The 20259-nt window shown below is 66.4% G+C and carries 15 protein-coding genes; 13 read left to right on the top strand and 2 right to left on the bottom strand.

What is annotated here, in order from left to right; translation table 11 throughout:
• Positions 1 to 8 precede the first annotated feature (8 nt).
• The 5 genes from DU475_RS01240 to DU475_RS01220 all read left to right on the top strand — a co-directional run bounded on the left by DU475_RS01240 (position 9) and on the right by DU475_RS01220 (position 5648).
• Positions 9 to 1067, top strand: a complete 1059-nt coding sequence (locus tag DU475_RS01240; RefSeq protein ID WP_164630232.1) for a Tle-like phospholipase domain-containing protein — start codon at positions 9 to 11, stop codon at positions 1065 to 1067.
• A 390-nt stretch (positions 1068 to 1457) separates the two neighbouring features.
• Positions 1458 to 2297 (top strand): formate/nitrite transporter family protein, encoded by an 840-nt coding sequence (locus DU475_RS01235; protein ID WP_013501955.1) that lies wholly within the window; start codon positions 1458 to 1460, stop codon positions 2295 to 2297.
• A 67-nt stretch (positions 2298 to 2364) separates the two neighbouring features.
• On the top strand, positions 2365 to 4098 hold the full coding sequence (locus DU475_RS01230) for a bifunctional protein-serine/threonine kinase/phosphatase (protein WP_164630230.1): 1734 nt from the start codon (positions 2365 to 2367) through the stop codon (positions 4096 to 4098).
• Positions 4099 to 4187: 89 nt separating this feature from the next.
• Positions 4188 to 4736: a hypothetical protein gene (locus tag DU475_RS01225; RefSeq protein ID WP_047309203.1), complete on the top strand. Its 549-nt coding sequence runs from the start codon at positions 4188 to 4190 to the stop codon at positions 4734 to 4736.
• Positions 4737 to 4838: 102 nt separating this feature from the next.
• Positions 4839 to 5648, top strand: coding sequence for a DUF1295 domain-containing protein (locus tag DU475_RS01220; protein WP_164630228.1), 810 nt, complete (start codon positions 4839 to 4841; stop codon positions 5646 to 5648).
• 64 nt (positions 5649 to 5712) lie between these two features.
• Here DU475_RS01220 and DU475_RS01215 read toward each other — a convergent pair whose 3' ends face one another.
• A complete protein-coding gene (locus DU475_RS01215) occupies positions 5713 to 6003 on the bottom strand; it encodes a GCG_CRPN prefix-to-repeats domain-containing protein (RefSeq protein ID WP_013501959.1) in 291 nt (96 codons plus the stop codon).
• Positions 6004 to 6228: 225 nt separating this feature from the next.
• On the bottom strand, positions 6229 to 6630 hold the full coding sequence (locus tag DU475_RS01210) for a hypothetical protein (RefSeq protein ID WP_013501960.1): 402 nt from the start codon (positions 6628 to 6630) through the stop codon (positions 6229 to 6231).
• A 330-nt stretch (positions 6631 to 6960) separates the two neighbouring features.
• Here DU475_RS01210 and DU475_RS01205 point away from each other — a divergent pair, with 330 nt between their 5' ends.
• The 8 genes from DU475_RS01205 to DU475_RS01170 form a co-directional block, all read left to right on the top strand.
• The gene (locus tag DU475_RS01205) at positions 6961 to 10446 is read left to right on the top strand and encodes an indolepyruvate ferredoxin oxidoreductase family protein (RefSeq protein ID WP_164630226.1); all 3486 of its coding nucleotides are present in this window, start codon (positions 6961 to 6963) and stop codon (positions 10444 to 10446) included.
• A gap of 252 nt (positions 10447 to 10698) precedes the next feature.
• A complete protein-coding gene (locus DU475_RS01200) occupies positions 10699 to 11847 on the top strand; it encodes a thiolase family protein (RefSeq protein ID WP_164630224.1) in 1149 nt (382 codons plus the stop codon).
• Complete coding sequence (locus DU475_RS01195; protein WP_164630222.1) at positions 11847 to 12239, top strand: Zn-ribbon domain-containing OB-fold protein; 393 nt, start codon at positions 11847 to 11849, stop codon at positions 12237 to 12239. The genes DU475_RS01200 and DU475_RS01195 overlap by 1 nt, the downstream gene beginning before the upstream one ends.
• A gap of 138 nt (positions 12240 to 12377) precedes the next feature.
• On the top strand, positions 12378 to 13238 hold the full coding sequence (locus tag DU475_RS01190) for a MaoC family dehydratase (protein ID WP_164630220.1): 861 nt from the start codon (positions 12378 to 12380) through the stop codon (positions 13236 to 13238).
• Positions 13239 to 13322: 84 nt separating this feature from the next.
• Positions 13323 to 14276 (top strand): dihydrodipicolinate synthase family protein, encoded by a 954-nt coding sequence (locus DU475_RS01185; RefSeq protein WP_164630218.1) that lies wholly within the window; start codon positions 13323 to 13325, stop codon positions 14274 to 14276.
• A 4-nt stretch (positions 14277 to 14280) separates the two neighbouring features.
• Positions 14281 to 15072, top strand: coding sequence for an NUDIX hydrolase (locus DU475_RS01180; RefSeq protein ID WP_164630215.1), 792 nt, complete (start codon positions 14281 to 14283; stop codon positions 15070 to 15072).
• A 153-nt stretch (positions 15073 to 15225) separates the two neighbouring features.
• Complete coding sequence (locus DU475_RS01175; RefSeq protein WP_164630213.1) at positions 15226 to 17400, top strand: PQQ-dependent dehydrogenase, methanol/ethanol family; 2175 nt, start codon at positions 15226 to 15228, stop codon at positions 17398 to 17400.
• Between the two features lie 184 nt (positions 17401 to 17584).
• Positions 17585 to 20259: PAS domain S-box protein (locus DU475_RS01170; protein ID WP_164630211.1), on the top strand; the 2675-nt coding region annotated here is incomplete at its 3' end.

The raw sequence follows: 20259 nt of genomic DNA, 5'->3' as shown, positions 1-20259 counted from the left end.
AGAGCTCGATGCGTGCCCTGGTGATTGTTGGATTGGTTGCTGCGGCCGCGCTGGCCGGGTGGTTGTGGTGGCACGGCTCGTTCGACAGCTATCGCCAGAACAGCGGCGAGATGTTCGTCCGGGTCGGCGATTATCGCGAGGCGCACCTGCCGTCGTCGGCCTATGCCGGTCATTACCTGCCGTATGCATTGTTCGCGCTGTGGGCCTACGACCGCGACGGCGGCGAGGGGCCGCCGAAGCTGCAGGAACTACTGAGGCGCCCGGCGCCGAACGATCCGGCGTTGGCGCGGGTCACCGCCGAGTTGCTGGGCGGCTGGTCCGCCGGTTGGGCGCTGATCGAGCAGGGCGAGGGGCCGCTGCCGTGTCCGGAGGGCGAGGGCGGGTGCGGCGGCAAGGCCCTCGGCGGGCTCGGCTACAAGGTGTTCGGCCACCAGGATCGCAACGAGATCGTCGTCGCGTTTCGCGGCACCGACTTTCGCGAGGCCGACGACTGGATGGCGAATTTCCGCTGGGTGACGCGTTTCCTGCCGTATGACGATCAATACCGGCAGGTGCAGCGGCATATCGGCCCGATCCTCGATCGGGCGCTGGCTGTCCATGGCCGGCCGGCGCCGCGGATCGTTGCGGTCGGGCATTCGCTCGGCGGCGGTCTGGCGCAGCAGGCCGCCTACAAGGATGGCCGCATCCGCGAAGTCTACGCATTCGATCCCTCGACCGTGACCGGATACTACGATCCGGGCGTCAACGGCCCGCAGAACGCGATCGGGCTCGTGATCGATCGGGTGTATCAGCGCGGCGAGATCCTCGCGTATTTGCGGTTTCTGATGACCCAGCTCTATCCGGTCGACGCCTTCAACCCGCAGATCCGGACGGTTCGGTTCAGCTTCGGCGCCCGCGGGCACGGCGTCGCCAAACACAGCATGGCGGATCTCGCCGCGGGGCTGCTCGAAGCGGCCGGGCCGGCTGTCGACTGGTCGAGCCGGGCGCGTCCGCTGCCGCTGCCGCCCGGCACCGACCCCGGCGACAGTTGGATCGAGCGGGTGCTGGCCCGGATCCTTCCGAAGTAACTCCCGGCGAACTGACGATAGCTCGGGCAGCATCGGGCCGCCGTGGTCGGATTGAGAGGTGCCTCAAATGCGAGCTATGCGCAGGCCCGTTGCGCAGACTCTGGGCATCGGCGCAGCCCAGCGGCGGGGCCGGTGCAGCGTGATCTGAGGAATTTCCCGGGGAAATACGCGTAGCCAGAGCCGTCAGTCGCTGGCACGGCGATTGCTTAGTAAGTTCCGGTCAACGACGACCGCCGTCCGAGAATTGCCCAAGCCGGTGCCCGGCAGACAGCAATGGGACAGCTCTCCATCAGGAGAGCCGCGGCGTCGCCCAGACTCCGCTCCCATGTTGCTCCCGTCGCTTGTGCGTTCCGACGCGGCCTCTTCAGCAGCAAACGGAGCACGGAGCAGATGTCCTACCTCGCGCCTTCTGAATTCGTCACCAAGATGGTCGACGCCGGCGAGTCCAAGATCCTGATGTCCACCCGCGACACGGTAATCCGCGCCTATATGGCCGGCGCCATCCTGGCGCTCGCCGCCTGGTTCGCGGTGACCATCAACGTCAACACCGGCCAGCCGCTGATCGGCGCGCTGCTGTTTCCGGTCGGCTTTACGATGTTGTATCTGCTCGGCTTCGACCTGCTCACCGGCGTGTTCGTGCTGGCGCCGCTGGCCTGGCTGGACAAACGCCCGGGCTGCACGATCGGCGGCGTGCTGCGCAACTGGGGCCTGGTGTTCATCGGCAATTTCGCCGGAGCGGTGACGGTGGCGTTCCTGATGGCGTTCGTGACGACCTTCGGCTTCAGCCAGGCGCCCGACAAGGTCGGCACCGCGCTCGGCAATATCGGCGAGGGGCGCACGCTCGGCTACGCGGCGCACGGCGCCGCCGGCATGGCGACGCTGTTCTTCCGCGGCGTGCTGTGCAACTGGATGGTCTCCACCGGCGTGGTGATGGCGATGATCTCGACCACGGTGCCGGGCAAGGTGCTGGCGATGTGGATGCCGATCCTGGTGTTCTTCTACATGGTGTTCGAGCACTCGGTGGTGAACATGTTCCTGTTTCCGTCGGGCCTGATGCTGCACGCCAAGTTCTCGATCCTCGACTATCTGATCTGGAACGAAATCCCGACCGTGCTCGGCAATCTGGTCGGCGGGCTCGCCTTCACCGGGCTGACGCTCTACACCACCCACGTCCGCACCGCGGCGAAGCGCAGCATCGCGCCGGTCTCGTCGCCGCGCATTGCGGCGTAAACTGCTCGGGTTCGGGAGCTTCGCCGGCCGGGGTGAAGCTCCCGTTACTCGTTTCGCAGCAGGGCGCATGGCGCAGCAGCTCACAGTGTCGATCGGGCAGGCTTCGTCGCCGGGACGCAAGCCCGTCAACCAGGATTTCTACGGCGCGCTGATCCCGGCCGAGCCGCTGCTCACCACCAAGGGCATCGCGATCGCGCTCGCCGACGGCATCTCGTCGAGCGACGTCAGTCAGGTCGCCAGCGAGTCCGCGGTGAAGAGCTTTCTCACCGATTACTACTGCACGTCCGAGGCGTGGTCGGTGAAATCCTCGGCGCAGCGGGTGATCGCCGCGACCAATTCATGGCTGCACGCCGAGACCCGGCGCAGCGACTATCGCTACGACCGCGACAAGGGCTACGTCTGCACGCTGAGCGCGCTGGTGATCAAAGGAGCGGCAGCGCATCTGTTTCACATCGGCGACAGCCAGATCTATCGGCTGGCCGGCGCCGCGCTGGAGCAGCTCACCGAGGATCATCGGGTGCGGCTGTCCGCCGAGCAGAGCTATCTCGGCCGTGCGCTCGGCGTCAATCCGCAGGTCGAGATCGACTACCGGTCGGTGGCGATCGGGCCCGGCGACGTGTTCGTGCTGGCGACCGACGGCGTGTACGAGCACGTCGCACAGCGCTTCGTGGTGCGGGCGCTGCACGATCACGGCAACGACCTCGACGCCGCGGCGCGTGCGATCGTCAGCGAGGCGTTCAACAACGGCAGCGACGACAATCTCACCGTGCAGGTGGTTCGGATCGACGCGGTGCCGGATGCGGAGGCCGCCGATCTGTTTGGCCGGGCCGCGGAATTGCCGCTGCCGCCGCAGCTCGAACCGCGCGCCGAGTTCGACGGCTACCGCATCCTCCGCGAGCTTCACGCCACCAGCCGCAGCCATATCTATCTGGCGGCCGATATCGCGGCCGGCGAACTGGTGGCGCTGAAGACGCCGTCCGTGGATCTGCGGGACGATGCCGACTTTCGCAGGCGCTTCCTGCTGGAGGAGTGGATCGCGCGGCGGATCGACAGCCCGCATGTGCTGAAGCCGCGCGCGGTGCAGCGGCCGCGCAGCTATCTTTACGTCGCCTTCGAATACATCGAAGGCCAGACCCTGGCGCAGTGGATGATCGACCATCCGCGCGCGGAGCTCGAAACCGTCCGCAGCCTGATCGAGCAGATCGCCAAGGGGCTCTACGCATTCCATCGCAAGGAAATGGTGCATCAGGATCTGCGCCCCGCCAACGTGCTGATCGACCGCGGCGGCACGGTGAAGATCATCGACTTCGGCTCGGTCCGCGTCGCCGGTGTCGCCGAGCTCGGGCCGGCCGGTGGCGACGAACTGCTCGGCACCGTGCAGTACATGGCACCGGAATATTTCGCCGGGCAGGGCGGCTCGGTGCTGTCGGATCAGTTCTCGCTCGGCGTGATCGCCTATCAGATGCTGACCGGTCGGCTGCCCTACGGCGCCGAGCTGGCACGCGCCAACCAGGCGTTGAAATCCCGCAAGCTGCGTTATAGCCCGGCCGCCGACCACAATGCGAAGGTGCCGGTCTGGATCGATCGCGCGCTGCAACGCGCGGTCAGTCTCGATCCGGCCAAGCGCTATCCGGCGCTGTCGGAATTTGTGCACGATCTGCGGCATCCGCGGGCTGACTATCTCGCCGCCCGGCCGCAGCCGCTCGCCGCGCGCAATCCCTTGCTGTTCTGGCAGCTTCTGTCGGCGTTGCTGGCATTGATCATCGTGGGGCTGCTGGCGCGGCTGCACGGCGGGATCTGACTGAGCGCGCCTGCTGTCACCGGTGATATTGAATAGGGCACGGTTCTCGGGCAAGCTTCGCCGCCTCAATCCATCCGGGCTCACCGTTCATGCTCCGCGTTGCCGTTCTGTGCCTGATCGCGTCCCTCGTCACCGCCGGCAGCTCGCGCGCCGCGGACACCGAGAAACTGCTGCTGCAATCACCGAAGGGCTTCAAGGTCGTCGCCGAGGCGAGCAACGACAACGAGCGCACCACGGTGCTGGTGCCGGGCAGCGAGAACATCGCCAGCGCGACGACGCGGATAACCGCGCAGACGCTGTTCAGGCAGACCGAACAGTCTCCCGAGGCCTATCGCGCTGCGCGGCAGAAGGCGGCGACGGCGGACTGTCCCGGCGCCCGGTTCGAAGAGCTCCGGCACGGCAACGAAAACCTGTATCCGATGGTGATGTGGAGCGAGAGCTGCCCGAGTGCCAAGGACGACGGCAAGCCGTCGCTGAGCTGGTGGAAGGCGGTGCAGGGCCGCGAGAATTTCTACGTCCTGCGGCTCGCCGCCGAGGCCGAGCCGGCCCCGAAGCAGCGCAAGCTGTGGACACGGTTCTTCGAAGTTTCGCGAGTCTGCGACAGCCGCGTTCCAGGGCAGCGCTGTACGTCGAAATAGCCGAGCGACGTCTCCGGTCGGCGCTGGCTTTGATGCCGGACATGGCTCCGAACGTCCGGGCGGTCTATAAGGACGCTCACCCGGACAAGGACGTGCACCGACATGACGATTCCGTGGCATCTCGTAGCGCTGGCGTTCGCCGTCTGCCTAGTGGTTGCGGCGCCCGGGTTCCGGCGGGTCTATTACTTCGTCAGTCTGTGCTATGCTGGCGCGATCGCGGCGCAGAGCGTGGTGTTCGTGCTGCTGTTTTCCGGCACCATGTCGGGTTGGGTGACGCTGCAGCTCGTGCTGCTGCTGGCCTACGGCCTCCGGCTCGGCCTGTTCCTGGCGATCCGCGAGCGCAATCCGATCTATGCGGCCGAGCTGGCGCGTGCCGAGCGACGCACCGCTGAGCTGAAGCTGTGGCACAAGATCGCGATCTGGCTCGGCGTCAGCCTGCTGTTCACGCTGCTGTTCCTGCCCGCGCTGCTGACGCTGTCGCTGCAGGCGCAGGGCATCTGGCCGGTATCGACGCCGCTCGGGGTGATGATCATGGTCGCCGGGCTGTGGATCGAAAGCCTCGCCGACTGGCAGAAGTATCGCTACAAGGCCGCGCATCCGTCGCATTATTGCGACACCGGGCTGTATCGCACGATGCGCTGCCCGAATTACTTCGGCGAGATGCTGTTCTGGTTCGGGGTGTGGTTCTCCGGTCTGTCGGCCTACGGCTCCGGCTGGGCCTGGGCGCTGACGCTGCTCGGACTGATCTACATTGAAGCGCTGATGACCGCCGCGGCCGCCGGGCTGGAGCGCAAGCAGGACGAACGCTACAGCGACCGCTCCGACTATCAGGACTACGTCCGCCGCGTCCCGATCCTTTTGCCGTGGGTGCCACTCTACAGCCTGCGCAAACTGCTCTTCAGCTTCCGCTGATCGGGCTGAATGAAAAAAAAGCCCCGCGCGAAGCGGGGCTTTTCGAGACCAGTTTGCTGACCGATCAGAACCGGCGGAAGCAGCGGCCCTGACGCCAGGCGTAGCCGGGCGGGCAGGCGCGCGGCGCGACCACGCGCGGCGGAACGACCACCGGCGGGCGGACGTAGGCGGGACGGCGATACATCGGACGGCAGCGACCGCCGGGACCACGAGCCCAACCCGGACCGCAGCCCTGAGCGACCTGGATCACGTCGCCGGTAGCGGCCGATCCGAGCGGCGCCAGCGGCATGGCGTTGGCTGCGCCGGCTCCGACCAGCGTCGCGGCGAATAATGCGGCGGCAAAGATCTTCTTCATCTAATCTTGTTCCTTCCAGTCCGATGCACGGCTTGCGTTTGGTGGCGCGGTCCTCGAATCGAGGCCGCATCCGTTCATTCGTCCCCGGATGATCGTCTAGCCGATTCGGACTGAACGAGGCATGAATGCGGCAGTGGCGCTTGGTACGGCAGACGGCACAATGCGGCGAACAGCTTTGGTGCTGTCGCCGCATTGCGAGTGACCACTGTTGAGGATGTGGTCGCTTTAGTTACCGCGGCCGGTGGGTGTGCTCGGCGGCGCGGTCGGGGCCGGCGCCGCACCGGTGGTGATGCCGGAGTCCCCCTCGGCGTTGCGCGGCGTCACGTCGCGAACGCCCGGCGGCACCGGCGGCGCATTGCTCACGCCGGTCTGGCTCGGCGGCGGCGGCGAGGTCTGGGTCGCGACCCCCGGATTGGTGGCCGGATCGGTCGACGATCCGCTCATGCCATAGATCACCGCGCCGAACACCAGCACGATCGCCACGGCGGCCAGCGCCAGCCGCCCCGCCGTCACCGGGCCTTCGCGCATCTCGGGGTCGGCCTGCAAATCGCTGTCGAGCTGTGACGGGGTGCGGGGATCGTCGCCTGCGGTACCGCTGCGGTACGGGTCATCGGGGTGGCGTGCCATATCGGTCCTCCTTTCGGCTTCGTTGCAACAATCCATCGTCAAACCTTCCGTTCCCAGCGTAGTCCGCGGTTCCCGGTCGAATCGCCTTCGTCAGGCATGGAACGTGTTGCGGTGCACCGGACATGATCGTTCGCCGAGCCGCGACGTGGCGGCACTTCATGCAAGCGGGATGCGGCTTTTGAGACATCAAAATGCGAACAGGCGGAATGCCTTGAACGCGCGGCTTTTTGTGGTGCGCGAGGCGGAAAAACCAGCTTAGACTGTTTCGAAACAGAGACCGCTTCAGCGGCCGAATGGCCCTTGCGGTCCAATGCCTTTCGCGAGGGCCGGATGGGAATCGACCAGGGACCGATCAGTCTCGATCAGAAATACACGCAGCACTCAGGACACGTCTTCCTCACCGGCATCCAGGCGCTGGTGCGGCTGCCGATGGCGCAGGTCCGGCGCGACCGCGCGGCCGGCCTCAACACCGCCGGGTTCGTCACCGGCTATCGCGGCTCGCCGCTCGGCGGCTACGATCAGCAGCTCGTCGCAGCCCGCCATCATCTCGAACAGTACAACGTCAAATTCCAGCCCGGCGTGAACGAAGATCTCGCCGCCACCGCGATCTGGGGCACGCAGCAGCTCAATTTGTCGCCCGGCGCGAAGTACGACGGCGTCACCGGCATCTGGTACGGCAAGGGCCCGGGCGTCGACCGCTGCGGCGACGTGTTTCGCCATGCCAACGCCGCTGGCTCGGCCAAGCACGGCGGCGTGCTGTGCCTCGCCGGCGACGATCACGGCGCCAAGTCGTCGACCGTGCCGCATCAGTCCGACCACGCCTTCATCGCCGCGTTGATGCCGTATCTGTATCCGTCGTCGATCCACGAGATGATCGAGATGGGTCTGCTCGGGATCGCGATGTCGCGCTATTCCGGCTGCTGGGTCGGCATGAAGGTGATCACCGAAACGGTGGAGACCACCGCGGAGATCAATCTCGCGGACGAGATGAAGCCGTTCGTGATCCCGACCGACTTCGAGATGCCGCCGGGCGGGCTCAATCTGCGCTGGCCGGACGATCGCTACGATCAGGACCGCCGGCTGCAGGACTACAAGGGCTTCGCCGCGATCGCGTTCGCCCGCGCCAACAAGGTCAACCGCATCACCATGGATTCGCCGAACGCGCGGTTCGGCATCATGGCGTCGGGCAAGAGCTACGAGGACGTGCGCCAGGCGCTGCGCGAACTCGGCATCGACGAGCAGGTCGCAGCCCGGATCGGGCTGCGGCTGTACAAGATCGGCATGCCGTGGCCGCTCGAGCCGGAAGGCGTGCAGGAATTCGCCCGCGGGCTGGAAGAGATCTTTGTGGTCGAAGAGCGGCGCGAGATCGTCGAAAACCAGGTCAAGCAGCTCCTGTTCGGGATGCGCGAGCGGCCGCGCGTGATCGGCAAGATGGACGACCGCAACCATCGCTTCCTGCCGTTCGCCGAGGAACTGAGCGTCGCCAAGGTCGCGACCTCGATGGTCGACCGGCTGCTGGCGATGGAGATCGATCCGACGATCGCCGAGATGCTGCGCGCCAAGGCCGACTGGTTCCACGGCCGCGACGCCTCGCAGGTCCAGGCGGTGGTGCCGATCGCGCGCACGCCGTATTTCTGCTCGGGCTGTCCGCACAACACCTCGACCAAAGTGCCGGAAGGCAGCCGCGCGCTCGCCGGCATCGGCTGTCACTTCATGTCGCTGTGGATGGATCGCTCGACCGAGACCTTCACCCATATGGGCGGCGAGGGCGTTCCGTGGGTCGGCATCGCGCCGTTCACCGACGAGAAGCACATCTTCGCCAATCTCGGCGACGGCACTTACTTCCATTCCGGCAGCCTCGCGATCCGGCAGTCGATCGCCTCGAAGGCGAACATCACCTACAAGATCCTCTACAACGACGCGGTGGCGATGACCGGCGGTCAGCGTCACGACGGCGATCTGTCGCCGCAGCAGATCACCTATCAGCTTCACTCCGAAGGCATCCGCGAGATCTATCTGGTCTCAGAAAATCCCGAGGCCTATCCGGCCGACAGCATCGCGCCCGGCGTGCATCTGCGCCACCGCGACGAGCTCGACGCGGTGATGAAGGAATGCCGCGAGATCAAGGGCGCCTCCGCGATCGTGTTCGTGCAGACCTGCGCGGCCGAGAAACGCCGGCGCCGCAAGCGCGGCCTGATGGAAGATCCGGCGCGCCGGGTCATGATCAATGCCGCGGTATGCGAAGGCTGCGGCGATTGCTCGGTGCAGTCGAACTGCATCTCGGTCGAGCCGCTGGAGACCGAGCTGGGCCGCAAGCGCGCCATCAACCAGTCGACCTGCAACAAGGACTATTCCTGCCTCAAGGGCTTCTGTCCGTCCTTCATCACCATCGACGGCGGCAAGCTGCGTAAGCGGGCGGCGGTCGATCTCGGCGATCTCGGTTCGTTGCCGGAGCCGGCGACGCGGCCGGGGCTGGATAAGCCTTACAACGTCGCGGTCGGCGGCGTCGGCGGCACCGGCGTGCTGACGATCGGCGCGCTGCTCGGCATGGCGGCGCATATCGAAGGCAAGGCGTCGATGATCCTCGACATGTCAGGCCTGGCGCAGAAGGGCGGCGCGGTGCTCAGCCACGTCCGGCTGTCGGACAAGCCGGAGGACGTCACCTGTTCGCGGATCGTCACGGGCACCGCGGACGTGTTGATCGTCGCCGACGAAGTGATGGCGATCTCCAAGGAGACGCTGTCGCTATGCGAAGCCGGCCGTACCCACGGCGTCGTCAACACCCATCTGATCCCGATCGCCGACTTTATCCGCAACCGCGACTTCGATTTCCAGACCCGCAAGGTCAACAGCGTGCTCGAAGCGGCGCTACGCAAGGACTCGGCGTTCCTGGATTTCACCAAGGCGGCCGAGACGCTGCTCGGCGATTCGATTGCCACCAACATGATGATGATGGGTTTTGCCTATCAGCAGGGATTGCTGCCGCTATCGGCGACAGCGATCGAGCAGGCGATCGAACTCAACGGCGTGTCGATCAAGATGAACACCCAGGCGTTCCGGCTCGGCCGCCTCGCCGCTGCCGATCCGGCACGGCTGGCCTCGCTGCTGCACGGCGCCGATCATGCCACGGTCGGCAAGACTCAGGGCGAGATGTCGTTGGACGAGATCATCGCGCATCGCAGCGCGCTGCTCACCTCGTATCAGGGCAAGCGGCTCGCCAAGCGCTACGCCGATCTGGTCGCCAAGGTGCGCAGCGCAGCGGAGGCCGGCGGCTACGGCGAGGCGCTGCCGCGTGCGGTGGCGCTGAACTACGCCAAGCTGCTCGCCTACAAGGACGAGTACGAGGTGGCACGGCTCTTGACCGAACCCGGCTTCGAGCAGCAGATCCGCGACCAGTTCGAAGGCGACTACAAGATCAGCTTCAACCTCGCGCCGCCCATTTTGCCGGGCGTCGATCTCACCGGCCGGCCGAAGAAGCGGCAGTTCAGTGAGGCGATGCGGCCGGTGTTCCGGACGATGGCGAAGTTCAGCTTCCTGCGCGGCACGCCGCTCGATCCGTTCGGCTATCACCCGGAGCGCAAGCTGGAGCGGAAATTGATCGCCGACTACGAGGCGGATGTCGCTAGCGTGCTGCAGCATCTGTCGCCGGCGACGATCGACACCGCGGTGGAGCTGCTCGCGATGCCGGACCGGATTCGCGGCTACGGCCCGATCAAGCAGAAGTCGGTGGACGACACCGCGCCGCGGTTCGCCGAACTCCGCGCCCATCTGCGCGACCCGCAACCCGCGCCGCCGCGGCAGATGGCGGCGGAGTAGGTCGGCCAACATCCTCTCCACGTCATTGCGAGGAGCGCAGCGACGAAGCAATCCAGCAGCCCGGTGCATTGGGCCTTGGATTGCTTCGCTTCACTCACAATGACGGAGAGGTCTTTCCCTCTGGCTGACTGTGACGATGCGGCGTCAAAACATTCCGTGACGTGGTAATTGCCCCCGCGCGCGAACACGCTTGCCAAGGTCGCTTGGAGCGGTCACAAAAACCGTCCGACCAAACGCCAGCGGAGAACTGCGTTGACAATAAGAGGCAAGGCTTACATTGCCGGCATCTACGAACATCCCACGCGCCACGCGCCCGATAAATCCATCGCCCAGCTCCACGCCGAAGTCGCCAAGGGTGCGCTCGAAGACGCCGGCCTGACCAAGGCCGACATCGACGGCTACTTCTGCGCCGGCGACGCGCCCGGCGGCGTGATGGCGATGGTCGATTATCTCGGCCTCAAGGTTCGCCATTTCGATTCGACCGACACCGGCGGCTGCTCCTATCTGGTGCATCTCGGCCATGCCGCGGAAGCGATCGCCGCCGGCCGCTGCTCGGTCGCGCTGATCACGCTGGCCGGCAAGCCGCGCACCGGCGCGCTGCCGCCGCGCCCGGTCGGCGCCGAAGGCGACTTCGAACTGGCCTATGGCGCCACCACGCACAACGTCTATGCGATGTGCGCCGCGCGTCACATGCACCAGTACGGCACCACGTCCGAACAGCTCGCCTGGATCAAGGTCGCGGCCTCGCATCATGCGCAGTACAACGAGCACGCGATGCTGCGCGACGTCGTCACCGTCGAGGACGTGCTGAACTCGCCGCTGATCGCCGATCCGCTGCACCGGATGGATTGCTGCGTCGTCACCGACGGCGGCGGTGCGCTGATCGTCACCACCGAGGAGATTGCGCGCAGCCTGAAGAAGCCGCTGGTGCGGATGATCGGCGCTGGCGAGGCGATCAAGGGGCCGCGCGGCGGCCACAACCTCGATCTGACCTATTCGGCCGGCGTGTGGTCCGCGCCGCCGGCGTTCGAGATGGCCGGCGTCACGCCGAAGGACATCAAGTACGCCTCGATCTACGACAGCTTCACCATCACGGTGCTGATGCAGCTCGAAGATCTCGGCTTCTGCGAAAAGGGGCAGGGCGGCAAGTTCGTCGCTGACGGCAACCTGATCTCGGGCGTCGGCAAGCTGCCGTTCAACACCGACGGCGGCGGTCTGTGCAGCAACCACCCGGTCAATCGCGGCGGCATGACCAAGCTGCTGGAAGCCGTGCGTCAGCTCCGCGGTGAGGCGCATCCCAAGGTGCAGGTGCCGAACTGCGACCTCGCGATCGCTCATGGCACCGGCGGCATGCTCGGCATCCGCCACGCCGCCTCGACCTGCATTCTGGAGCGCGTGTGATGAACAGCCCCGTGAAATATCCCGCGCCTCAGGGCAACGCCGAAACCAAGCCGTTCTGGGATGCGGCGACCGAAGGCAAGCTGCTGATCAAGCGCTGCATGGCCTGCGGCGAGGCGCATTACTTCCCGCGCGCGCTGTGCCCGTTCTGCTTCTCCGACCAGACGGTGTGGGAAGAGAGCAAGGGCGAGGGTGAGATCTACAGCTACAGCCTGATGCGCAAGTCGCCGACCGGTCCTTACGCGATCGGCTACGTCACGCTGAAGGAAGGCCCGTCGGTGCTGACCAACTTCGTCGACTGCGATTTCGCATCGTTGAAGATCGGCACCAAGGTCAAGGTGGTGTTCAAGCCCAGCGACGGCGGCGCGCCGTTGCCGTTCTTTACGGCTGTGTGAACCTCATCCTGAGGAGCGCGCGTCTCGAAGGATGTGACAATCGCACTGCGTTCCATCCTCATGGTTCGGGACGCGCGCGCAGCGCGCTCCTCACCATGAGGATCACGATACGAAAGACAAGAACAAGGGAAGAAGCCAATGTCGGCCCGCTACGATGAACTGATGGCCCTGAAGACCACCGGGCAGAAATACGCCTACACCGACCGCGATGTGATGCTCTACGCCTACGGCATCGGCATGGGCGCCGATCCGATGGACGAGAAGGAACTCGCCTTCGTCAACGAGGCGACCTACACCGAGCGTCCGTTGAAGGTGGTGCCGACCTTCGCGTCGGTCGCGGCGTGGGGCGCTGGTCCGGGCGAGATGAATCTCAACCGGCTGCTGGTGGTCGACGGCGAGCGCGACATCACCTTCCACCGGCCGATGCCGGTGGCGGCGAACATCACCGCCGATTCCAGCGTCGTCGAGGTGTACGACAAGGGCAAGGACAAGGGCGTGGTGATCCGTCACCAGACCATCCTGCGCGACGACAAGGGAGAGGCCTTGGCGACGCTGCTGGCGTCGCGCTTCGCCCGCGGCGACGGCGGCTTCGGCGGCCCGGCGCTGGAGCAGCCCGAGCCGCACAAGATGCCGGACCGCGCGCCTGATCGCAGCGTCGACATCTCGACCCGGCCGGACCAGGCGTTAATCTACCGGCTGTGCGGCGACCGCAATCCGCTGCATTCCGATCCCGAGTTCGCGCAGAAGGCCGGTTTCCCGCGCCCGATCCTGCACGGCATGTGCACCTACGGCCTGACCTGCCGCGGCGTGCTGCAGACCTATGCCGACTACGATACGTCGGCGTTCAAGCAGCACGCGGTGCGGTTCTCCTCGCCGGTGTATCCGGGCGAGACCGTCACCATGGACATGTGGAAGGACGGCAATGTGATCTCGTTCGAAGCGCGGGTGAAGGCGCGTGGCGTCACGGTGATCAAGAGCGGTCGCTCCGTACTCGGCTGAGGGCGGATCTGCGCGGAAGGACGGCAGACTCGGGGCTTTCGGGGTGGTATCGGTGGTCGCGCTCTCTGAAGAAAGGCCGAGCCTATGAGACTGACCCCGGAAGCCGCAGGCACCTTCGCCATCGCGCCGACCCCGTTCCACGACGACGGCAAGATCGACGATGTCTCGATCGATCGTCTGACCGATTTCTACGCGGAGGTCGGCTGTGAGGGCGTCACCGTGCTCGGCATTCTCGGTGAGGCGCCGAAGCTCGATGCGGCCGAGGCCGAGGCGGTGGCGACCCGTTTCATCAAGCGCGCCAAGTCGATGCAGACGATCGTCGGCGTCTCGGCGCCGGGCTTTGCCGCGATGCGCCGGCTGGCGCGGCTGTCGATGGATGCAGGCGCGGCCGGCGTCATGATCGCGCCGCCACCGTCGCTGCGCACCGACGAGCAGATCACCGGCTACTTCCGCCAGGCTACCGAGGCGATCGGCGACGACGTGCCCTGGGTGCTCCAGGATTATCCGTTGACACTGTCGGTGGTGATGACCCCGAAGGTGATCCGGCAGATCGTGATGGACAGCGCGTCCTGCGTGATGCTGAAGCACGAGGACTGGCCGGGGCTCGAAAAGATCACCACGCTGCGCGGCTTCCAGAAGGACGGATCGCTGCGCCCGCTGTCGATCCTGTGCGGCAATGGCGGCCTGTTCCTGGACTTCGAGATGGAGCGCGGCGCCGACGGCGCGATGACCGGCTACTGCTTCCCGGACATGCTGGTGGACGTCGTCAAGCTGTCGAAGGCCGGGCAGCGCGATCTCGCCCACAACCTGTTCGACGCGCATCTGCCGCTGATCCGCTACGAGCATCAGCAGGGCGTCGGCCTGTCGGTCCGCAAATACGTGCTGAAGAAGCGTGGGCTGTTGTCGTCGAGCGCCCAGCGCAAGCCTGGTGCGAGCCTCACCGACACTGCGCGCGAAGAGGTCGATTATCTGTTGTCGCGGCTGGCGCGGGTCGACAAACGCGCCGATCTCGAACCGCGCAGCAAAGCTGCGGAGTAACACCATGACCGTTGAGGCTGCCGCGCGTCCCGCATCGACCATCGTGCTGTTGCGTCAGGCCGCGGCCGGCTTCGACGTGTTCATGATGATCCGGAATTATCAGGTCGAGTTTGCCTCAGGGGCGCTGGTGTTTCCCGGCGGCAGCGTCGATGCCGGTGATCGCGACATCGTCGCCCGGCCCGAGCTCTATGCCGGCGTCGACGGATCGGTCGGCCCGGCGCTGGAATTCCGGATCGCGGCGATCCGCGAGACCTTCGAGGAAAGCGGCATCCTGCTGGCACGGCCGCGCGGCAGCGACGCGCTGGTCGCCGCCAGCCGCGCCGCCGAGATCGAAGCGGCGCACCGCAAGGCGCTGTGCGACGGCCATATCGCGTTCGCGCAGATCCTGGCCGACAACGGACTGGTGCTGGCGCTCGATCTGCTGGTGCCCTACGCGCACTGGATCACGCCGGAGAAGCTGCCGAAGCGGTTCGACACCTGGTTCTTCCTGGCCGAGGCGCCACCCGAACAGCTCGGCATGCATGACGGCTGGGAGACCACCGATTCGATCTGGCTGTCGCCGCGCGAGGCGCTGGACGGCGGCGACAGCGGTCGCTTCACGCTGCCGTTTCCGACCACCCGCAATCTGATCCGGCTCGGCCAGCAGCCGAGCGTGGCGGCGGCGCTCGATCACGCCCGTGCGCAGAGCATCGTCACCGTGCTGCCGATCATGAGCAAGGACGGCGACAAGCGTTTGCTGCGGATTCCGGCTGAAGCCGGCTACGACGGCGAGCTGTTCGAATTCTCCGGCGCTTAGTTCGCAGCCGCGGCATCGCAATGCAACGCGCGCCGCATTGCGTTGCGAGATAGTAGCTGCATCTGCATCTCGTCCGCATTCTGGTTGACGCTCCCCCGACTGCGCGCAACACTTCCGCTCGGCCCGGCAAGAGGCCGAGTAGGGAGCTAATGCATGAGGAAGCCTGCTGATGCGGTGCGGACTGCGATCCGACCTGTCCAACAACCCGCGATAGGATTAGTTGCGAGGCGGCTCGGCGCAGCGGCGCTGATGGCTGCGCTGCTGTCTCCGGCGGTCGCCGCCGCGCAAGACGCCAAGGGCTCCGCCGCGCACATCCGCGCGGTGACGGGCGCGGTCGACAGTGCCGCGATCATCGCCAACGCCAAGACCACCAAGGACTGGCCGAGCTACGGCCTCGACTACGCCGAGACCCGCTTCAGCAAACTCGACCAGATCAACACCGACAACGTCAAGCAGCTCGGCCTGCAATGGAGCTACAGCCTCGGATCCGAGCGCGGCGTCGAAGCGACGCCGGTGGTGGTCGACGGCATCATGTACGTCACCGCGTCGTGGAGCGTGGTGCACGCGATCGACACCCGCACCGGCAAGAGGCTGTGGACGTTCGACCCCAAGGTCGATCGCGCGAAAGGTTACCGCGGCTGCTGCGACGTCGTGAACCGCGGCGTCGCGCTGTACAAGGGCAAGGTGTTCGTCGGCGCCTATGACGGCCGGCTGATCGCGCTCGATGCCGCGACCGGCAGCAAGGCGTGGGAGATCGACACGCTGATCGATCACGAGCATTCCTACACCATCACCGGCGCGCCGCGGGTGTTCAACGGCAAGGTGGTGATCGGCAACGGCGGCGCCGAATACGGCGCGCGCGGCTACGTCACCGCCTACGACGCCGAGACCGGCAAGCAGGCATGGCGCTGGTTCACGGTGCCGGGCGATCCGAGCAAGCCGTTCGAAGACGAGTCGATGGAGAAGGCGGCCAAGACCTGGGATCCGGCCGGCAAATGGTGGGTCAACGGCGGTGGCGGCACCGCGTGGGACACCATCACGTTCGATCCCGATCTCAACCTGATCTATGTCGGCACCGGCAACGGCTCGCCCTGGGCGCGTCACCTGCGAAGCCCGTCCGGCGGCGACAATCTGTACCTCGCCTCGATCGTGGCGCTGAATGCCGACACCGGAAAATACGTCTGGCACTATCAGGAGACGCCCGGCGACAATTGGGACTACACCTCGACCCAGCCGATGATCCTCGCCGACATCGCGATCGACGGCAAGCCGCGCAAGGTGATCCTGCACGCGCCGAAGAACGGCTTCTTCTTCGTGATCGACCGCACCGACGGGAAGTTCATTTCGGCGAAGAACTTCGTCGATGTGAACTGGGCGACCGGCTACGACACCAATGGACGCCCGATCGAAAATCCGGAGGCGCGCTCGCCGGACAAATCCTTCGACAGCATCCCGGGGCCTTACGGCGCGCACAATTGGCACCCGATGTCGTTCAATCCGCAGACCGGGTTGGTGTACCTGCCGGCGCAGGGCGTGCCGGTCAATCTCACCGGCGAGAAGGCGCTCACCCAGAACAAGATGGAGCCGTTCAAGTTCGGCTCGACCACCGGCTGGAATGTCGGTTTCACGCTGAACGCGGTGCCGCCCAAGAACCTGCCGTTCGGCCGGCTGGTGGCGTGGGATCCGGTGCAGCAGAAGGAAGCCTGGCGCGCCGAATACGTCTCGCCCTGGAATGGCGGCACGCTGACCACGGCGGGCAACCTCGTATTCCAGGGCACGGCTGACGGCCGCTTGGTGGCCTACAACGCCAAGTCCGGCGAGAAGCTGTGGGAGAGCCCGCTCGGCACCGGCGCGGTGGCGGCGCCTGCGACCTACATGGTCGACGGCGTGCAATACGTCTCGATCGCGGTCGGCTGGGGCGGTGTGTTCGGCATCAGCGCCCGCGCCACCGAGACCGAGGCGCCGGGCACGGTGTACACCTTCGCGGTCGGCGGCAAGGCCAAGATGCCGGAATTCGCCAAGTACCAGATGGGCAATCTGCTCACCGGGGTCGAATATGATCCGAAGGATGTCGCGGAGGGCACGGCGATCTACGTCGCGGCCTGCGCCACCTGCCACGGCGTGCCCGGCGTCGACCGCGGCGGCAACGTCAAGAACCTCGGCTACTCCACCACCGACCGGATCGTCCACCTGAAGGACATCGTGTTCAAGGGGCCGTTCCGCGACAAGGGCATGCCGGACTTCACCGGCAAGCTGACCGAGGCCGACGTGGTCAAGATCCAGGCCTTCATCCAGGGCACCGCGGACGCGATCCGGCCGAAGAAATAGCGGCCAGCGATCTCCGGCCGCCGCCCGACCTGTACCGGGCGGCGGCCGTCTCCGTCACAGCCGACCCGGCAGCCGCCGCTGCCGGCCCGCCTTCGGCGATTGTTGCCGGCGCACCGACGCGGTACTCTTGGCGGTACAAGTGTGGGAGGATCTTGCCCACACAGGGAGCGCCGGTCTCGTCCGCATGCCAAACGCCGTTTCATCGTTCATCCGGAGCCTGAGGACGCGCACGCTCTCGATCGGACAGATGACGTTCGGCAGCTTCCTGTTGCTGCTGACGATCATCGCCGCCACCTCGATCGGCAGTGTGGTGGCGATCCGGCACATCGACCGCACCTTCGGCGAGCTGCAGCGGCTGCAGAGCGTCGGCGACCTCGCCGAAGAGATCGAGCGGCGGATGAGCGATTTGCGCTTCGCCGCCCGTCAGGCGGTCACCGAGCCGGCCGCCCAGCCCGCCGGCAAGGTGTTCGCGGCGGCCTCGGCGCTCACCGAACTCCTCAAAAAGACCCGACTCGAACTCGGGCCGGATCAGCAGGAGATGCTCGACGGCGTCACCGAACGCCTGACCAATTATCGCGACGGCCTGCAGCGCATCACCGAGCTGATGCAGCGCCGCGGCGAACTGGTAGCGAAGATCCCGGCGCTGCGCGAGCGCTTCGAGGCCGCCGTCGCCGGGCTGTCTGACCGCAAGCTCGCCGGCGAGCTGCATTCGGCGCAGATCAAGGTCGCCGCGGCGCTGCTGTCGCGCGATCTGATGGGCGCCAGCGATGCGGCCCGTCGGATGCGCGCGCTGCCGATCGGCGAGGTCGGCGCGGCCGGTTCGGTTCGCGACTATGCCGGTGTGATCGCGGAGACTGCGGCGGCGGAGCAGGAGATCGCCGATCTCGAACGCGACGTGCTCGGCACCGAGGGCCGGCTGATCGGCAAGGTCACCGAACTGCTCCGCGACGCCGCCGCCCGCCGCGGCAAGGTGCTGTCGCGCGATCTCGCCCGCACCCTCACCGAGGACAAGTGGCAGAGTATCGTGCTCGGCATCTCCGGCGTTCTGGTCGGCTGGGTGGCGGCCGCCTTCGTGGTTCGCCGCACCGTCGGGCCGCTGACGGCGATCACCCGGGCGATCCGCTCGCTGGCGGCCGGCCAGCAATACACCGCGATCCCGGCCACCGACGTCAGGAACGAGATCGGCGACATCGCCCGCGCCGCCGAAGTGTTCCGCCGGACCCTGGTCGAAGCCGACAGCGCCCGCGAGGCGGCGGTGCGGGCGCTCGCCGAGCAGCGGCTCGCCGAAGAGAGCTATCGCAAGCTGTTCGAAGGCTCGATCGACGGCATCTACGTCACCACGCCGGACGGCGCGCTGCTCAACGCCAATCCGGCGCTGGCGCGGATGATGGGTTACGACGATCCCGCCGAGCTGATCCGCGCCACCGCCGACGTCACCACCACGATCTACATCGATCCGGCCAAGCGCGAGGAATATCGCGAGCTGATGCAGCGCGACGGCATGGTTCGCGAATTCGAGTATCAGGCGCGCAAACGCAATGGCGACGTGCTGTGGCTGTCGGACAGCGCAGGTGCGGTCCGCGACGAGTCCGGCAACGTTATCCGCTACGAAGGCGCGGTGCGCGACATCACCGACCAGAAGCGCGCCGAGCAGGCGGTGGCCGAGAGCCGGCTGCTGCTGCAGCAGGTGATCGACACGGTGCCGGCGGTGATCAACGTCAAGGACACCGAACTGCGCTACGTGCTGATGAATCGCTACATGGCGGGCGTGTTCGGGATCGATCCGCAGGACGCGATCGGCCGCACCACCGCCGAGCTGATGTCGCGGTTCGGCTCGCACAAGACCGACGCCAACGACAAGCGCGTGCTGGAAACCGGCGAGGGGCTCGGCTTCTACGAGGAGGAGTATCGCGACGCCACAGGCGCGACGCGGCAGTGGCTGGTCAACAAGATGCCGCTGAAGGATGCCGACGGCCGGATCGAGCGGATCGTCACGGTGGCGCTCGACATCGGCGAACGCAAGCGCGGCGAGCTCGAAATGCGCCAGGCCAAGGATGCGGCCGAAGCGGCGCTGCGGAATTTGCGCGAGACCCAGCAGTCGCTGATCGAAGCCGAAAAGCTCGCCGCGCTCGGCCGGCTGGTCGCCGGCGTCGCCCACGAGGTCAACAATCCGGTCGGCATCAGCCTGACGGTGGCCTCGGCGCTTGAGCGCAAGGCCGCGGTGTTCGCCACCGAAGTCGCGCGCGGCGAGCTGAAGCGCTCGCGCCTCAACGAATTTCTCGACACCACCCGCGACGCCTCGTCTCAGCTCGTCGCCAATCTCAACCGCGCCGCGGAGCTGATCCAGTCGTTCAAGCAGGTCGCAGCCGACCGTAACTACTCCGATCAGCGCCTGTTCGATCTCGGCGATCTCACCGAGCAGGTGGTGATGAGCCTGCGGCCGGGCCTGCGCAAACACAATCTGACGCTGAACGTCGAGTGCCAGCCCGGATTGACGATGAACTCCTATCCCGGCCCCTACGGCCAGGTGCTGACAAATCTGTTCCTGAATTCGGTGGCGCACGCGTTTCCGAACGGCCGCGCCGGCACGGTCGAAATCGAGGTGCGGGCGGCCGGCAACGACCACGTCGTGGTGGCCTATGCGGACGACGGCTGCGGCATGAGCCTCGACGTTCGCCGCCGCGCCTTCGATCCGTTCTTCACCACCCGGCGCGACCAGGGCGGCACCGGGCTTGGCCTGCACATCGTCTACAACATCGTCACCAACCGGCTCGGCGGCCGGCTCGAACTCGACTCCGAGCCCGGCAACGGCACCCGCATCCTGATGACGCTGCCGCGGATAGCGCCGCAGGAACATGC

It is taken from the genome of Rhodopseudomonas sp. WA056, from assembly GCF_010906995.1.
GTDB classification, from domain to species: Bacteria; Pseudomonadota; Alphaproteobacteria; order Rhizobiales; family Xanthobacteraceae; genus Rhodopseudomonas; species Rhodopseudomonas palustris_G.
The sequence above is the reverse complement of the archived record's forward strand: the minus strand, read 5'-3'. Positions and strand labels throughout refer to the sequence as shown.

Coding starts and splice junctions, on each gene's coding strand:
- DU475_RS01235 (WP_013501955.1), top strand. CDS start 1,458: ATGTCCTACCTCGCGCCTTCTGAATTCGTCACCAAGATGGTCGACGCC.
- DU475_RS01215 (WP_013501959.1), bottom strand. CDS start 6,003: ATGAAGAAGATCTTTGCCGCCGCATTATTCGCCGCGACGCTGGTCGGA.
- DU475_RS01195 (WP_164630222.1), top strand. CDS start 11,847: ATGAACAGCCCCGTGAAATATCCCGCGCCTCAGGGCAACGCCGAAACC.
- DU475_RS01210 (WP_013501960.1), bottom strand. CDS start 6,630: ATGGCACGCCACCCCGATGACCCGTACCGCAGCGGTACCGCAGGCGAC.
- DU475_RS01205 (WP_164630226.1), top strand. CDS start 6,961: ATGGGAATCGACCAGGGACCGATCAGTCTCGATCAGAAATACACGCAG.
- DU475_RS01190 (WP_164630220.1), top strand. CDS start 12,378: ATGTCGGCCCGCTACGATGAACTGATGGCCCTGAAGACCACCGGGCAG.
- DU475_RS01230 (WP_164630230.1), top strand. CDS start 2,365: ATGGCGCAGCAGCTCACAGTGTCGATCGGGCAGGCTTCGTCGCCGGGA.
- DU475_RS01175 (WP_164630213.1), top strand. CDS start 15,226: ATGAGGAAGCCTGCTGATGCGGTGCGGACTGCGATCCGACCTGTCCAA.
- DU475_RS01185 (WP_164630218.1), top strand. CDS start 13,323: ATGAGACTGACCCCGGAAGCCGCAGGCACCTTCGCCATCGCGCCGACC.
- DU475_RS01180 (WP_164630215.1), top strand. CDS start 14,281: ATGACCGTTGAGGCTGCCGCGCGTCCCGCATCGACCATCGTGCTGTTG.
- DU475_RS01240 (WP_164630232.1), top strand. CDS start 9: ATGCGTGCCCTGGTGATTGTTGGATTGGTTGCTGCGGCCGCGCTGGCC.
- DU475_RS01220 (WP_164630228.1), top strand. CDS start 4,839: ATGACGATTCCGTGGCATCTCGTAGCGCTGGCGTTCGCCGTCTGCCTA.
- DU475_RS01225 (WP_047309203.1), top strand. CDS start 4,188: ATGCTCCGCGTTGCCGTTCTGTGCCTGATCGCGTCCCTCGTCACCGCC.